Raw genomic sequence first — 16063 nt, forward strand, 5'->3', positions numbered from 1 at the left:
TTCATAGTCTATACACCCTATCTAAAGTTAAATAAAAAATTAAAAAAATTTCATATCCTAAAAAAGATTTCAAAAGAACTCTTTTTTATTCCATATTAAAAATATTTTGACATTTACTTGTTTGGACATTAATTTGATATCAAGCATCGATACTATGCTAGTCAGTCCACCGCTCAATTTTAGTTGAGTTGGCGAATATCCCCTTGCGATAATGTATATTTCTCGTCTTGAGATGAATATTTCTATCCTTATTATATGCCATAAGGGTGATGTGGGCTGCACAATGAAAATGGCGAGCTATAAGGTTAGTACTTATGCAAAACTTAGTTTTCCCATCAGGATTATCTGTTCAGAGAGCAAAAAAACGTGCCAAAGAACTTGTCAAAAGTGAACAAGTAAAAACACAAACTGATGCACTTGATGTAATTTCTTTCAAAGAAATGAATAAGCCATGGGCTTTAGCAATGGCGCAACTTCAAAAAAAATCAGACTCATTAAATCATTTAATTACATTGGCTGATATTGAAAGAATTCTGGAGCAAGAACCTCTACTAGACTATAACGGCTTTGGCCACTCTGACTCATACCATGAATCTTTTTATAAACGGTATACGTTTCAGGACTCTAAAGCTGAATATCTTCAAAATTTTAAAAAGAATAGAGAAAGCCTAAAAAAAGCGCTTGATGAATGCCAGCGATGCTGTATGTATCTACAGCATCTGAAAAAAATAAAAGCTACTCGCTACAATCTAAGTAGTTATACATTTAAACATAGCGTTGAATACTACCACCGTCAGTTGAACCACTTTGATAATGTATATGTGTCAAATGGAGCCTTTATTTGTGCAGCACTACATATGGGCTTTAAAGTAATTCGAAAAAATGACACTAGCCCTAATGCTTGGATCTGTGCCAGTATACAATCAGATATTGTTATGTGGGGTAGGCTACTTGATCAACAAAGTTCTTTAGAACCTAAAGAACTAAAGCTTTTAGCAAAGTTGGAAAAGAAGATTGGCCTCTGATCAAGTAGGCATTTTTAGTTTACAACTATATTGTTAAATGGAAAATTAAAGTCTTAAACTTAGTTTAAGACTTTAATGTAAAAATTGAATGGTATGAAATTTTTAACTCATTGATTTTATTAAATCATAAGTTTACAACTTTATTGTTCAAACACAGGTTCGCCTTTCTTCTATCCTTTACCATCATTTCAATTAAAAATTTATTTTATGCCACATAGCGGCTGTTTTTATGATTTAGCAAAATAATTGAATTCAGGATTACCGCACCTAAAATAGAAATTAAAACCAGTTTCCAGTCCACAAAAAACAGTGACGTTAATAAGATCGCCACATCAATTCCCATCTGTACCTTTCCAGCTGGGATCTTGAAATGTTCCTGCAAATACAGCGCAAGCAGGTTGATGCCACCCAGACTTGAACGATGCCGAAACAGGATCAGGAAACTTACTCCCATCAGCATATTGGCAAAAATCGTGGCATAGATTGGATTGACCTCTGACAACTGAAAGAAATGGGGAATGGTTTCCGTAAACCCAGCCAGTAATGCCACCGCAACAAAGGTTTTCACCACAAGGGCAATACCCATCTTTTTATAGGCAAAATAGTAAAATGGAATGTTGATCAGGAAAAATAACACGCCAAACTTGATGTCAGTGATGTAGTGAATCAACAATGATAACCCTGCTGTTCCACCTGTCATAATGCCTGCCTGCTGCAACAGGGTCATGGCAAACGATAAAATGAATGTTCCAATCAACATCGCCAGAACATCCTCCACTCTTGAGTGTTGGTCTACCACAGGCACGGCTGGGCTTAGCAAAGATACATGTTGATCAGTACTCATAACGGCATAACTCAAGAAAGAAGACAACAGCAGGGAGAGCATCCTGAATAGGGATGCGGATTGATATATTTGATCATTTTTATGGCTTTTACGCAATTTATTATTATATTTTTATCATAAATGCAATTTATAATTAAAATAACACACTAGAATACACAAAGGTTGCGTTGTGATAGCGTTATCTTGACTGGCGTTACAAGGGCAGCAAAGTATTTATTATTTAATCGCAATGCCATTTTCCTTTAATTTTTCTAAAACAATAGATGTATTTAAATTACTGACTCCAAAGTTACTGGATGACAAAGTACCAATTAATTTCACCATTTCATCCAAACTCTTGACCGCAACTTTGAGTACAAAATCATAACTGCCCGTGAGTTTATGAATATCTTTAACTGCGGGTTCATGCAAAAGAAACTCAACAAAACGATCATGGGTTGCATCATTATAATTCTGCAATTTCACCTCAATAATCCCCATAATCGGGGTTGGGTCGGCATCCAGGGCAATCTGTGCATAATAGCCTGTGATAATTTTCTTCTGTTCGAGGTTAATCCGACGGCGTGAACACTGGGAAGTGGACAATCCCACCAACTCAGCGAGTTCCTGATTGGCCAAACGCCCATTAAACTGGAGGTGATGAATAATTTTGCGGTCAAAATCATCTATTTCTTCAGTCATAACACTCTCTATTACTGTTCTAGTCCGCAAATACAATAAGGCATTTACTCGTGAACAAAAGTTTACGTTTTTAGCACAGCCGTCACAAGCCTAGGTAAGCAGGTTGGATGACTGTATCCGCTGAACCCCCTGCCCAGACATTTCCTGCCAGGCCTTTTGCAGTGAGCCATTCAGGTCAATCGCCTTACAGGCATCCTCAACCACATAGGTTTTAAAGCCAAAATGTACAGCATCCAAAGCCGTCCATGCCACACAGAAGTCCGTGGCAATTCCAACAATATAAACGGTATCCACCTGATGTTCCTTTAAATAGCCATTGAGACCTGTGGGTGTCTTGCGATCAGCCTCCATAAAGGCGGAATAGCTATCAATATCTGGATGAAAGCCCTTACGGATAATCAGCTGCGCGGCTGGAATATTTAGGCGGGGATGAAATTCAGCATCATGGCTGCCCTGCACACAGTGTTTTGGCCATAGCACCTGCGTACCATAAGCCAGTTCAACCGTTTCAAAGGGCATTTTATCCTTATGGTTTTCCGCAAAGGAAATATGCTGTTCAGGATGCCAGTCCTGTGTCAGCACAACCGTATCGAACTGCTGCGCCAACTGGTTAATCAATGGAATAATCTGGTCCGCATCGGCGATCGCCAGATTGCCGCCTGGCGTAAAGCCATTTTGGACATCGACCACGATCAATGCGCTATGTCTGGAATGTTTCTGCATTTTATAATTCAACCTTAAGCTGCTGTTTTTACCTTACCCTGCTGCTGGCTTTCCCGCCACTGTTCCCTGAATTTTTATCGAGATGAATTAAAGTTTTCCACAGTTTGACTAAAGCATATTGTTCTTATGCGCTCGATCAGTCATAATTTGCATAATTGTCATTCAACCAAGCTCATTGCTGAATGACCAATCAAAATACTGCAACCATCCATTATTTCGTTTTTTATTCACTTCAAATTCGGATGGGAAAATAGGATATTTTTTTAAAATGACTCAGCTAGCACAGAATATTCAAGGCTCAATTGTCGCAATCGTTACCCCTATGTTTGAAGATGGTGGTGTGGATTGGAAGAGTCTTGAGAAGCTTGTTGAGTGGCACATCCAGCAAGGCACACATAGCATTGTCGCTGTCGGCACAACAGGCGAAGCCTCAACTTTGAGTATGGAAGAACATATCAAGGTCATTCAGGAGGTGATCCGCGTTGCCAATAAACGCATTCCGATCATTGCTGGAACAGGTGCGAATTCGACACGTGAAGCGATTGAACTGACTCAGGCAGCAAAAGATGTGGGCGCTGATGCAGCGCTTTTGGTCACGCCTTATTATAATAAACCGACGCAGGAAGGCTTATACCAGCACTATAAAGCCATTGCTGAAGCGGTTGATATTCCACAGATCCTTTACAATGTTCCAGGCCGTACTGGTGTAGACATGCAGAATGAGACGGTGATCCGCCTTGCCGATGTCAAGAACATCGTTGGTATCAAGGATGCAACAGGTGACATTCCCCGTGGCAAGGCACTCATTGATGGCCTAAACGGCAAGATGGCGGTTTATTCAGGTGATGACCCAACCGCATGGGAACTGATTTTGCTGGGTGCCAAAGGCAATATTTCCGTCACCGCAAATGTTGCGCCTAAACAGATGAGCGATGTTTGTGAGGCCGCACTGGCGGGAGAGCAGGCAAAAGCGCAAGACCTGAATCAGCAAATTGCAAATCTACACAATATTTTGTTTTGCGAATCAAACCCAATTCCTGTGAAATGGGCGTTGCATGAGATGGGCTACATGGGCACAGGCATTCGCCTGCCTTTGACCCCGCTTGCGGAACAATATCGTGAACCTCTTCGCAATGGTTTAAAAGTTGCGGGAATTATTTAATACGAGCAATTTATGATGCAATTACGTCTTGGTGTTGTCCTGGTCATTTCAGCTTTAAGTTTGGCTGGTTGTGGTCGTTTTGCCCTGAATAACCATTCTCTGGATTATAAAAAGGCGCAGGCACTTGAACCTCTCAAATTCCCTGAGAATGCAACGGTCAGACCATTCACACCATTGTATCCAGCTCCTACGGTTGACGCGCTTGCCATCGAGCATGCGCCAAACTTCGTAAACAAGACGGGCAACCGTTATGCGCTTCCCCGTCCAGAGGCAATGCAGAGTTCAGGCAATCCCGCTGCAAACACAACTGCGACTTTAGGTCGTCCACAACTGGTGATGGATGGCAACAAGAATCCACTGCTTAAGGTAGACGGGCCAACCGCAACCGCCTGGCAGTATACCTTTGCAACCTTGAGCAGCCTCAACTACAAGGTGGTTTCACAGGCGGACAATGGTTATGAGGCAACCATCAAGGTAGGCGACCAGAACTACCTGCTCAAGCTCTCTGCCGTAGGCACAAGCAACACTGTTGCCCTGTTTAAACTTGACACCACCTTTGCGGACCAAGCCACTGCAACGGAAGTGTTAACCCAGATTTACCAAAATTGGCCAGCCTAGTGGTTGACTAGGCATTTTCTAAATAAAGGTTCCCCCATGTTAAAACAAACCTTGCTCTATACTGGTAAAGCAAAATCTGTCTATGAAACAGATCATGCTGACCACCTGATTTTAGTCTTTCGTGATGATGCCTCTGCGTTCAATGGCGAAAAAATCGAACAACTAGATCGTAAAGGCAAGGTCAACAACCGTTTTAACGCCTTTATCATGGAAAAACTGGCTGAAGCTGGCATTGAGACGCATTTTGAAAAACTGCTTTCTCCAACTGAAGTGCTGGTTAAGAAACTCCAGATGATCCCAGTTGAATGTGTGATTCGTAACTACGCGGCGGGTTCACTGTGCCGTCGCTTGGGTGTTGAGGAAGGCAAGGAACTGACACCGCCAACTTTCGAATTGTTCTTTAAGGACGATGCGCTTGGCGATCCAATGGTGAACGAGTCTCAGGCGATTGCCTTGGGTTGGGCGAATGCTGAACAGCTTGAAAAGATGAAAGAACTCACTTACCAAGTCAATGATGTGCTTAAGGCATTGTTCGACGCGGGCAACATGATTCTGGTTGACTTCAAGCTTGAGTTTGGTGTGTTCCATGACCGCATTGTACTGGGTGATGAGTTCTCTCCAGACGGTTGCCGTTTATGGGATAAAGACACCAAGAAAAAACTGGATAAAGACCGTTTCCGTCAGGGTTTAGGCGGTGTGGTTGAAGCCTATGAAGAAGTTGCTGCACGTTTGGGCATCAACCTAGATGATATCTAAGCTCCTATAAAGCTTAAGTTTTCATATAAAGAACCAGCCATTTAGGCTGGTTTTTTTAGTTTTTATGCACATGAATCGTGTATCAACTGAATGGGTTTACTCATTCTGATAGATCAGTTTTGCTTCCTTATAGGTTGCCAGAATCCTGATATTCTTGATTTCCCTCGGCGGGACCTTGAGTGGGTCACGATCCAGAATCACAAGATCGGCTAATTTCCCAGAGCTCAGTGTTCCCTTTGTTTTGTCCTCAAAATACTGATAGGCGGCCCAGTCGGTCATGGACTTGAGTGCAAGGTAAGGGCTAATTCGCTCATCAGCACCTAAAACATAATCACTACGAGTCACACGATTCACCGTGGCATCCAGCATCATCATGCTGTTCGGTGGAACAACAGGTGCATCGTGGTGCTCAGTAAAAATAAGCTTCTTGTGCAAGGCGGTTGCTGTTGGGGAAATATGTGCTGCCCTTGTCTCGCCCAGCGTTTGCTGACGGTGCCAGTCTCCCCAATAAAAGGTATGTAGAGAAAAGAATGAGGGAATAATATCCAGTGCCTTTAACTGGTCTAGCTGATCATCACGAATGGTTTGGGAGTGGATCAATACACTTCTACGATCCGCCTGCCCCTGTTTCGCTGTGGCATCCTTTACCGCACCAATAAACTGGTCAATCGCAGCATCACCATTGGCATGGGCGAGTACCTGCCAACCCTGCTTAAAGGCTAAATTGATGTATTGATTGACCTGTTGATCATCCTTTATGGCTGGATAACCTGCATAGCTTTTATCTTTACCCTCAGGCGGAATCAGATACGGCTGTGTCAGCCATGCGGTTTTACCCTGAGGTGAACCATCCAGACTGATTTTAACCCCACCAATACGAAAATGATGGTCATAATGCAGGGAACTACCCTGCTTCAGCATATAGTCCTGACTGGTGGTAATGTCTGGATAGGACACCACATCAATCGGCAACTGGTTTTGTTTAGCCAAGGCATGCCACATTTCCGTGCTGCCCTGATCTGCACGTCCCTCCTGCACGGTGGTAAAGCCATTCCTCACATAGGCATCAATGCCTTTTTGTGCAATCTGGAACATCACGGCTGGCGGTACATCTTTAAAGATTGAGCCAATTGCAGTAAATAAAGCGGACTCTTCCAAAACCCCATTCGGAGCATTAGAGTTGGCTTCACGGCGAATCACCCCACCTGCTGGATTGGGTGTATTTGCATTGATCTTTAACAGTTCCAAGGCCTTATGGTTTACAGAAGCCAAATGGCCTGATTGATGCAAAATCATCACGGGCTGGTCTTTTGACACGCGGTCTAGATCATTGGCAGTGGGATGACGCTGTTCAGACAATTGTGCATCATCATAGCCATTGCCTAAAATCCAGCCACCCATTGTTTTAATCAGGGCTGGATTTTGCGCTTTCCACTGAGTCAAAACCTTAACCAGCGAATCAATATCTGCAACCTGACCATCAGGCAAGGGATAAAGATTGGCGACCATTTGATGAAAGCCCACCATATTCACATGGCTATGGGCATCAATGAAGCTGGGGAGGAGCGTTTTATTCTTTAAATCAATATATTGGACTTTTGGATCCGCATGAGTTTCAGCCTGTTGCCTTGAACCGACAAAACGGATCTTTCCATCCTTAATCAGCAGCGCTTCAGCATATTGAGGCTGCATTCCCTCCATCGTTAGAATCGAGCCACCATAAAATAATTGCTCTGTTGCGGTTGTCGGTGTTTTTATTGTTGTACAGCCAGAAAAAGCCAGTGACCAGAGTGATACCTGAACCATTCTGTTGAAATGAATAAGATTCATATAAAAAACCATATTTTTATTATGCCTTTATGATTAAAACGTATTCTTTTGCCAATAAAAAGGCTTAATCCATTATTTTTGTATTGTTTGTTAAACTTTCGGACCTTAAAACTTTTATATCGTACCCAGAAATTAAAATATTTTTGCCAGTTTATTTGACACCTTGATTGCCGCATCATCCACATAACGGCTATACGGATATGCCAAAACAATACTCATGATCACGGTAAAAAGACTTGCCCATAGTCCCGCATTTAAATAAGACCAACCCAATTGCCCATACAGTAGGTTAAAGAATGGAATTCCCAGCGCATACAGGATTGCCAGATGGATCAGGTAAATTGAAAAGGATAGCTTGCCTAAGAGAACAAGGAAACCATGATCAAAAAAATGCGCCAACCATCTACTTTTCAGAACCGCGTAAACAATAAAGAAGCCCCCGAGAAAATTTAAATAGTCATAGGTCTGCTCACCCAGAAACTGGGTAAACAACTGGTAACTTAAGCTGCTGTTATGCGCCCCGCAAAAATACAGTCCAAGAATAAACAACAGTACTGAAACAACAGTACTTAGCTCAACCGCATATAAAAATAGCCCCATCCCCAGAATAAAACTGATGATGCCAAGCAATACCGTTTGCGAGATCATATAGGCTATACCCATACTGATGATCAGGAACAGGCCGCATAGAATGGGCAATTTGCTATAAAAATAACTGCCCAGATAAATCACCAGTGAACCCAGCAATTCAATCTGCATGGTCCATAGTACCCAGTTATAGCTGGAATCCCCAAATAGAAATGCGCCAATGCTTCCCTCATACAGGGCAGTGGAAAGTTTGGGATCTGGATTGGCCAAGGCAGCCCCCCATTCCGAGACATGGGAAACATCAACAGGCACATAACAGACCAGATAGGCAATCACACAGGAAACAAAGGCGGGAATCGCCAAACGGGGATAACGCTTGAGCAATGACTTTTTTAATCGCTCAGTTGCATTGGGCTTGTTTAAACTGGACAGGCTCAGCACATAACCACTCAGGACAAAAAACACAAAAACCGCGCCTGTTCCTGAATAGAAAAATGCCAGCGGTGAGTTATGCAACTGGGCGAAAAAAGCATATTGCGGAACCGCACTTTCACCAAAATTATGCAGTTGTGGAAAGAATGTCAGCGACAGGTGTGACAGCACCACCGCAAGGCAGGCAAGGCCCCGAATACTTTCCGCAGCATTAATTTTTTGGGTGGACATTGATGGAACTTTCTCATCCGTGATAAACGGCGATGATGCGACCTTTTCACTGACCTGTCTAGGGGGCGCTTACAAAATAATGTGACCCCACCACTCGTTATTTTTATATACTCCAACACTCTCCATCGCCCCTTGTCTCTGGCTTTCCTGTCTGACTGACTGCCCTTGTTGATGCAAGATTTTTGCCTCCTGACTGCCCGCTTTACCATACAATTTATAAAAAGACACATAAAGCTGTTAGGAACAGGCTGGATTTATCATGAACACTGCCTTAACAATAAATCAAAACAAGAAATATAAATTATCTACTCAGTGAGGAGTAAAGCTTATGGATCATAAAGTAGAACAGGAAAAGGTTGACCAGACCCTAAGCTGGCGTGAAAAAATGGCGGTTGAAGAACATGAAAAGCTGTCGCCCCGTCTGGTCTATGAAATTATCCGCCGTGATGGGGCGGAAGAACTGGATCGTCCAACGGTTGCACTGATCTTTTCAGGGATTACCGCAGGTTTGGTCATGAGTTTTTCATTTGTATTCAAGGCCATCATCGCATCCTATATCCCGATTGATGCGGCCTGGACCGATTTAATCACCAATGTTGGTTATACCATTGGATTCCTCATCGCTATTTTGGGGCACATGCAACTGTTTACCGAAAATACCATCACCACTGTCGTGCCTTTATTTAAGCCGTTTAGTCTTGATAAATTAAGGGCGGTGGGACGCTTGTGGGGAATTGTGATCCTCTGCAATGTGATTGGAACAGGATTGGCGAGTTTATTTTTCCTGACCACTGACCTGTTTAATCCAGATATTGACGAGGCGCTGGATGAGCTGGCACACCATGTTGCATCCTTTTCTGCAACCCAGAACGTGCTGAAAGGTATTATGTCAGGACTATTAATCGCGGCTCTGGTCTGGATGTTACCCTCAGTCAGCAATAAATTCCTGTTGATCTTTTTTATGACCTACCTGATCGGGCTGGGTGACTTTACTCATGTCGTGGTCGGCTCCACCGAAATGTCCTATCTGGTCTGGCAGGGAGATGCCTCCATTGGTCAATATCTGTTTACTTTCCTGATTCCAACCACCATTGGCAATATTATTGGTGGTACAGGCGTGTTCACTCTACTGATTTATGGTCAGGTGACTGAAGAACTGGAATAGCATGATCGCTGCTAAATTTAAGCTGATGCAATGACAGCTTATTGTTGCTGCTGTTCCTGCTGCCAACGACGTTGCTGCAAACGTTCGCCCTCAACTTCACGCTTGTTTCTGGCAGATTCATACAGCTTGGTGCCTTTTAACTCAGCCGGCAAATATTCCTGCATCACAAAATGCTCTGGGAAATTGTGTGGATAAAGATAATCCACGCCATAGCCCTGCTGTTTCATCAACTTGGTCGGTGCATTGCGCAAATGTAAAGGCACAGGCAAATTCGCAGTTTTTTCTGCGAGTTCCAGCGCGCGATTGATGGCTAAATAGGTACTGTTACTTTTCGGGCTGGTGGCCAGATACACCGCACATTGTCCCAGAATTATCCGTGCTTCTGGCATACCCACCGCCTGCACCGAACGAAAACATTCGCCTGCCAGCAACAAGGCATTGGGGTTGGAATTGCCAATGTCTTCTGAAGCCGCGATCAGCATGCGACGGGCGATAAACACAGGGTCTTCGCCACCTTTCAGCATACGTGCCATCCAGTACAGCGTTGCATCTGGATCACTGCCCCGAATCGACTTGATAAATGCTGAGATAATGTCGTAGTGCTGCTCGCCTGACTTGTCATAACGGGCAATATTCTGCTGTGCCACCTTGACCACAATCGCATTGGTCACGATATTTTCAATATCGGGCTCAAAGGTACTGGCAATCAGGTCAATCAGGTTGAGTGCCTTGCGGGCATCGCCTGCGGCAAACTGAACCAAGGCATCATATTCCTCAATCTGGATATGACGTTGTTTTAAAAATGAATCAGTTTGAATCGCCCTATTGATCAGGGTTTGAATCGCATCCGCATCCAGACTGTTCAGGGTATAGACCTGACAACGGGACAATAAGGCACTATTAACCTCAAAGGATGGATTTTCAGTGGTGGCCCCTATCAGGGTAATTTTGCCTTTCTCCACCGCACCCAGCAAGGCGTCCTGCTGTGATTTATTAAAACGGTGAATCTCGTCAATAAACACCACAGGCGTAAGCAGATCACCACTTTCAGCAATCACTTCACGCAATTCTTTCACGCCTGTATTCAATGCAGACAGGCTAATGAAAGGACGGTCCACTGCCTGCGCCAATAACAAGGCAATCGTGGTTTTACCCACCCCTGGCGGCCCCCAGAAAATAATCGATGGCAGATGTCCCTGATCAATCATCTGACGCAAGGGTGCATGTTCACCCAGCAAATGATCCTGCCCGATGATTTCGGATAAATCACGGGGACGTAAGCGTTCAGGAAGTGGAATATGCGTATCTGACATTATCAAGGGCTTTCTGCTGTTTTATCCTAGTCTATTGCGTCTGGCACAAATCTACAATTTGAATCTGCATGCCTGCGTCATTCTATTGCGCACTGTTTGCCTGAATCAGTTGCTGTACCACCTGATAACTGGCTTTAATGCGTGCTTCATTAGGAAAATTGGTATTGGCCAGCATCACGATGCCGATTTTTTGCTGGGGAATAAAGGCAACATAACTCGCAAAACCATTGGTGGCACCTGTTTTATTGAACCAAGTTGTGGCTGGGGCAATCTTTGGCTGTTTGATCGGTGTAACCACATGGCTTTGCAACGCCATTTTGCTGGAATTACCCTGTAATAGCGTTTCCAGTTTTACAGGATAATGATATTGCTCCCAACCCAACCCTTGGGTCATGGCACCGACCTTAAAATAACCCACATGAGTATGTTCAATCGCTTTACGCATAGGCGTTTTTAACTGCTGAGAATTGATCTGGGCATCCAGAAATTTCAACATATCTGAGCTGCTGCTTTTTACACCATAGGCTTCGGCATCAAACATGCCTGCTGAGACACGGATTGGCTGATCATTTTTATAGCCCCATGCATAGTGTGACATCTGCTGTTCAGGCACATCAATAAAACTTTGAGTCATGCCCAGTTGCGGAAAAAGTGTTTTTTCAATCAGTTCGGTATAGGACTTTTTCATTGCCAAAGCCGTGACATAGCCCATCAAGCCAATACTTGGATTGGAATATTGCCGTGCTGCACCAATTTTGGTTTTTGTCTTCCAAGTCTGGAAATACTTGAGCATATCCTGTGGTTGCACAACCTCATCAGGAAATTGCAGGGGAAATCCGCCTGCCGTATACGTCCCAAGATTGAGTAAAGTCGCCCGATTTACAGCGGTATTTTTCAGTTCAGGAAAGTATGTGGCAGGATGATCTGAAAGAGAAAGCTTTGCCGTTGCCTGTGCATAGCCCGCCAAAGTGGCATTAAAAGTTTTGCTGACCGAACCCAGTTCAAACAGGGTACTGTTACTGACGGGTTGCTGGTTTTGTTTAGATGCCACACCATAATTGACAAAATAATGTTGCCCATTCAGGGTCACGCCAACAGCCAAGCCTGGAATCTTGTATTGTTCTAATAAAGGTTTAAATTGCTGATCCACAATGTCCTGAACCCGCTGTTCATTTAACGGCTGCGCCCAAATAGAGGAACTGCAACACAGCATTATGGTACATAGGAACAGTTTTTTTCGATTCATCAGGTGATTGTTTAATTTATTCATTCATCATTTCACTTTAAGTTCAGGTTTATTTGGCACTCAGTTTCAGTAGTTTCGCTTTCGGTCCATCTTCAATCACCCAGATTGAACCATCCTGTGCCTGATGCAGGCCACGAATACGCTGTTTCATGTCCAGTCGCTGCACTTCCCTGACAGGCTTGGCGTTTAGGTCAACCACAATAATGGCTTCGGAGGACAAGCCGCCAATCAGGGCTTTCTGTTGCCACAAGGGAAATTGATTGCCTGTATAAATCATCAGACTGGAGGGTGAAATGACAGGCGTCCAGTCAATCTCAGGCGCCTTGAACTCTGGTCGGGTATGGTGGTCAGGAATCGGCAAGCCTGAATAATGATTACCATTGGAAACCATTGGATAGCCATAATTTTCCCCTTTGACAATACGGTTTAGCTCATCGCCACCTTTTGGCCCCATTTCCACCACCCAAAGCTGACCCTGTGGATCAAAAGCCATACCCAATGGATTACGATGACCCAGTGACCAGATCTCAGCACTCACGCCACCTTGCTGGATAAATGGATTATCCTGTGCTGGTGTACCATCCTCATTCAGACGCAGAATCTTGCCTAAATTACTACTCATATCCTGTGCAGGATCAAACTTTTGCCGCTCTCCTGAACTGACCCACAATTTTCCATCAGGCCCAAACAGCATGCGATGTCCATAATGCCCTTGTCCTGAGACTTTTGGCACCTGTTGCCAAATGGTTTTCAAGTCCGTCAGTTTTGGCTGTGCAGGATTGGATAAATCCAGCTTTGCCCGTGAAATGACAGCTCCGTAACCACCCTGTCCCTTGCTGGCGTAGCTGAGATAAAGCCAGTGATTATTTTGAAAATCGGGATGTAAAATCACATCACCCAAACCACCCTGCCCGCCATAACTCACCGCAGGAACACCACTGACATTGACAATGCTTTTGGTATTTGGATCGAATAATTTTAATTGTCCCTTACGCTCTGTAATCAATAGACGCTGGTCAGGCAAGCTGGTGATGGCCCACGGCTCATTGAATTGGGCAACCGTTTCAACATGATAGCTCTGGCTAATCGTATTTTGAGTATTTGCCTGTGCTACCTCCTGTTCAGGGGTTTTGGAATTGGTTTCATTGGAACCACAGGCCAGCAAAAATAAAAAACCGCTACACAGCAAAGGCGTCATGATCAATTTATTCATTGTCTATCTCCCTGTTTATACAATTTATTTTACGGAGATCAGCCAATAACAATGCTGTAAAAATGTTGCTTTATCAAATACCAACCGTTAAATTTGTGCTTAACGCACCCAGCGCACAATATAGTCCTCTATCTGTTCCTGATCGACTTCATCTTCTGAAATACAACGTCCAGCTGCCGATTTCTTCGCCTTGATCACACTCTGGCGTGAGCCTGTGTTCAGGTAATGCCAGGAGGGCAGGTTTTTCCCCTCCTTTAAGCGACGGTAAGCACAGCTTGGGGGCAGCCATGAAATGGTCTGCAAGCGTTCTGGTGTGAGCTGGATACAGTCAGGCACCTGTTGCTGGCGGTTTGGATAATCTGAACAGCGTGCCGTTTTACAGTCCAGTAATTTACATGCCACCTTGGTATAGGCCACCTCAGCAGTGTCCTCATCCTCAAGCTTGACCAGACAGCACAAACCACAACCATCGCATAGGGCTTCCCATTCAGCCAGGTTAAGCTGGTCAAGCGGATAGTGTTTCCAGAAGTTTGGACGGAGCTCAGACGACATAGGCAGTTTTTCAGTTCCTGTTTGGCCTGATTATAACATTGCCCAAGGCCTTGATAAGCTACCGTAGTGATCTGTTCATTAACAATTCTTTATCTATTAAACATTCAGACCACAGAAACACCACATTTCCAGCAAAAAACACACGCTATAGTGGAAAAATAATGAAAAATTAGGAGGACACAATATGTTCCGTTGGGCCATTATTTTTGCTGTGATTGCATTGATCGCCAGTCTGTTAGGTTTCGGTGGCGTTGCAGGCTTATCCAAAGATTTTGCTGTAATTTTATTGGTGGTTGCCGTTATTTTGGCAATCGTTGGTTTCTTGTCCAGAGGCAAAGTCTAGCAAATACATCATCAAATAATAAAAAAAGAAGAATCTCCGTATTCTTCTTTTTTTATTGATAAAAATCATGTTTCTATTTATTTTCCTCCAAGCAAACTGCTATTTTTATGTTTTAATCAATGCATTCTAAAAATATAGATCAGGATTACAGAATGAGCTTTGCAGTCAATACCCGTGAAATTGAATATACCGCTCCAGATGGCCAACGCCTTATTGGATATTTTGCTGCACCTGTTACAGATCAACCTGTTGCGGGTGTAATTGTCGCACCTGAATGGTGGGGCCGTAATGCCTATACGGAACAGCGCGCCCGTGAGTTGGCCGAGCATGGCTTTGCTGCGCTGGCAATTGATATGTATGGTGACAAAAAAGTCACCACGGCTGTACCCCAGGCCTCAGAATGGATGAACCAGACCTTTGAGCAGCCAGACACCATTGTCAACCGTGCACAAGCAGGCTTGGATATTTTAGCAGCGCAACCAGAAGTCAATGCTGAAAAGCTGGCTGCAATCGGTTTCTGTTATGGGGGCAAGGTGGTGCTTGATCTGGCACGCTCTGGCGCAGATTTAGCAGCAGTGGCAACTTTCCATGCGATCTTAAGTCCAAAAGCACCTGCCGAAAAAGGTAAGGTGAAAGCCGAGATTCTGGTATTGCATGGCGAACTGGACAGCATGGTGACACTGGATGATGTGGCGAATTTCCGTCAGGAAATGCATGATGCAGAAGTGGACCATGAGGTGATTATTTTTGAGGATGCCAAACACGGTTTTAGTAATCCACTTGCTGATGAGCGTGCCAAGGCCAATAATGTTAACTTAGGCTATAACGCAGAGGCTGAACGTCAAGGTCTTGAAGCCATGTATGAGTTGTTAGATAAGCATTTAAAATAATCGGTAATTCATGGATTAGATGATTTATCTCAGATTGTTTTTTTTAACTTAAATTATCATCAACATCATTTTGATATTTAAAATTTCGAAAACATTTGCTGGTGCAAATCCGAAATCTAAACTCTTGAAAACATTTGCTCGTGCAAATACGAAATCCAAACTCTCGAAAACATTGCTCGTGCAAAGGCGACATGGATGTCGCCTGTTGGACTGCATTACATGGATGTAATGTCAGTCCAACAAAGGGTTTTTGTTACTTTTGACCCGTCAAAAGTAAGGTATCGCCTACACGTAAACATCTAAACTTTGAAAGACAAATGAGGCAGTGCAAACTTAGCGGAGTCATGCCGAATTCTCATCGAATTTCAGGATATGTCTTCGACGACCTACTTTTCAGGGATGAAAAGTAGGCAAAACTCCTCTATTGAGCTGATGGTATATCCCTGTTACC

General features: G+C 43.8%; 17 protein-coding genes. 7 read left to right on the plus strand and 10 right to left on the minus strand.

The annotated features are described in order from the left end of the window. Nucleotides 1-314 precede the first annotated feature (314 nt). A complete protein-coding gene (locus N5J47_RS16290) occupies nucleotides 315-1025 on the plus strand; it encodes a hypothetical protein (protein ID WP_279961053.1) in 711 nt (236 codons plus the stop codon). A gap of 205 nt (nucleotides 1026-1230) precedes the next feature. On the opposite strand, the gene N5J47_RS16295 is transcribed toward N5J47_RS16290, so the two are convergent. From N5J47_RS16295 to pncA, 3 genes are all read right to left on the minus strand, one after another. Next, nucleotides 1231-1869, minus strand: a complete 639-nt coding sequence (locus N5J47_RS16295) for a YitT family protein (protein ID WP_279961055.1) — start codon at nucleotides 1867-1869, stop codon at nucleotides 1231-1233. Nucleotides 1870-2085: 216 nt separating this feature from the next. Continuing rightward, nucleotides 2086-2550, minus strand: a complete 465-nt coding sequence (locus N5J47_RS16300; protein ID WP_267981366.1) for an Lrp/AsnC family transcriptional regulator — start codon at nucleotides 2548-2550, stop codon at nucleotides 2086-2088. 90 nt (nucleotides 2551-2640) lie between these two features. After that, nucleotides 2641-3273 carry a bifunctional nicotinamidase/pyrazinamidase gene (pncA, locus tag N5J47_RS16305; protein ID WP_279961056.1) on the minus strand — a complete coding sequence of 211 codons (633 nt, stop codon included), beginning with the start codon at nucleotides 3271-3273 and terminating at the stop codon, nucleotides 2641-2643. A 268-nt stretch (nucleotides 3274-3541) separates the two neighbouring features. Between pncA and dapA the strand changes: the two genes are divergently transcribed. The 3 genes from dapA to purC are packed head-to-tail and all read left to right on the plus strand — an operon-like array spanning nucleotide 3542 to nucleotide 5809. Next, on the plus strand, nucleotides 3542-4435 hold the full coding sequence (gene dapA, locus N5J47_RS16310; RefSeq protein WP_267981368.1) for a 4-hydroxy-tetrahydrodipicolinate synthase: 894 nt from the start codon (nucleotides 3542-3544) through the stop codon (nucleotides 4433-4435). Nucleotides 4436-4450: 15 nt separating this feature from the next. Then, the gene (locus N5J47_RS16315; protein ID WP_279961091.1) at nucleotides 4451-5053 is read left to right on the plus strand and encodes a lipoprotein-34 precursor (NlpB); all 603 of its coding nucleotides are present in this window, start codon (nucleotides 4451-4453) and stop codon (nucleotides 5051-5053) included. Between the two features lie 36 nt (nucleotides 5054-5089). Next, nucleotides 5090-5809, plus strand: coding sequence for a phosphoribosylaminoimidazolesuccinocarboxamide synthase (gene purC / locus N5J47_RS16320; RefSeq protein ID WP_004679174.1), 720 nt, complete (start codon nucleotides 5090-5092; stop codon nucleotides 5807-5809). Nucleotides 5810-5905: 96 nt separating this feature from the next. On the opposite strand, the gene N5J47_RS16325 is transcribed toward purC, so the two are convergent. The 3 genes from N5J47_RS16325 to N5J47_RS16335 form a co-directional block, all read right to left on the minus strand. Continuing rightward, on the minus strand, nucleotides 5906-7639 hold the full coding sequence (locus N5J47_RS16325; RefSeq protein ID WP_279961057.1) for an amidohydrolase: 1734 nt from the start codon (nucleotides 7637-7639) through the stop codon (nucleotides 5906-5908). A 132-nt stretch (nucleotides 7640-7771) separates the two neighbouring features. Next, complete coding sequence (locus tag N5J47_RS16330; RefSeq protein WP_279961058.1) at nucleotides 7772-8890, minus strand: acyltransferase; 1119 nt, start codon at nucleotides 8888-8890, stop codon at nucleotides 7772-7774. A gap of 69 nt (nucleotides 8891-8959) precedes the next feature. Beyond that, nucleotides 8960-9118: a hypothetical protein gene (locus N5J47_RS16335; protein ID WP_279961059.1), complete on the minus strand. Its 159-nt coding sequence runs from the start codon at nucleotides 9116-9118 to the stop codon at nucleotides 8960-8962. A gap of 100 nt (nucleotides 9119-9218) precedes the next feature. Here N5J47_RS16335 and N5J47_RS16340 point away from each other — a divergent pair, with 100 nt between their 5' ends. Beyond that, complete coding sequence (locus N5J47_RS16340) at nucleotides 9219-10055, plus strand: formate/nitrite transporter family protein (protein WP_267981374.1); 837 nt, start codon at nucleotides 9219-9221, stop codon at nucleotides 10053-10055. A 38-nt stretch (nucleotides 10056-10093) separates the two neighbouring features. Here N5J47_RS16340 and N5J47_RS16345 read toward each other — a convergent pair whose 3' ends face one another. From N5J47_RS16345 to N5J47_RS16360, 4 genes are all read right to left on the minus strand, one after another. Then, nucleotides 10094-11368, minus strand: a complete 1275-nt coding sequence (locus N5J47_RS16345; protein ID WP_279961060.1) for a replication-associated recombination protein A — start codon at nucleotides 11366-11368, stop codon at nucleotides 10094-10096. Between the two features lie 82 nt (nucleotides 11369-11450). Next, nucleotides 11451-12638: a class C beta-lactamase gene (gene ampC / locus N5J47_RS16350; protein WP_279961061.1), complete on the minus strand. Its 1188-nt coding sequence runs from the start codon at nucleotides 12636-12638 to the stop codon at nucleotides 11451-11453. A 25-nt stretch (nucleotides 12639-12663) separates the two neighbouring features. Then, nucleotides 12664-13827: a PQQ-dependent sugar dehydrogenase gene (locus N5J47_RS16355; RefSeq protein ID WP_279961062.1), complete on the minus strand. Its 1164-nt coding sequence runs from the start codon at nucleotides 13825-13827 to the stop codon at nucleotides 12664-12666. Nucleotides 13828-13926: 99 nt separating this feature from the next. Beyond that, on the minus strand, nucleotides 13927-14379 hold the full coding sequence (locus N5J47_RS16360; protein WP_279961063.1) for a YcgN family cysteine cluster protein: 453 nt from the start codon (nucleotides 14377-14379) through the stop codon (nucleotides 13927-13929). A 184-nt stretch (nucleotides 14380-14563) separates the two neighbouring features. Here N5J47_RS16360 and N5J47_RS16365 point away from each other — a divergent pair, with 184 nt between their 5' ends. Next, entirely contained in the window at nucleotides 14564-14722 is a 159-nt protein-coding gene (locus N5J47_RS16365) for a DUF1328 domain-containing protein (protein ID WP_004656956.1), read from the plus strand. 152 nt (nucleotides 14723-14874) lie between these two features. Then, nucleotides 14875-15612: a dienelactone hydrolase family protein gene (locus tag N5J47_RS16370; RefSeq protein WP_279961064.1), complete on the plus strand. Its 738-nt coding sequence runs from the start codon at nucleotides 14875-14877 to the stop codon at nucleotides 15610-15612. The last annotated feature ends 451 nt before the right edge of the window (nucleotides 15613-16063 follow it).

The organism is Acinetobacter sp. GD03645 (assembly GCF_029845285.1).
Classification (GTDB): domain Bacteria; phylum Pseudomonadota; class Gammaproteobacteria; order Pseudomonadales; family Moraxellaceae; genus Acinetobacter; species Acinetobacter corruptisaponis.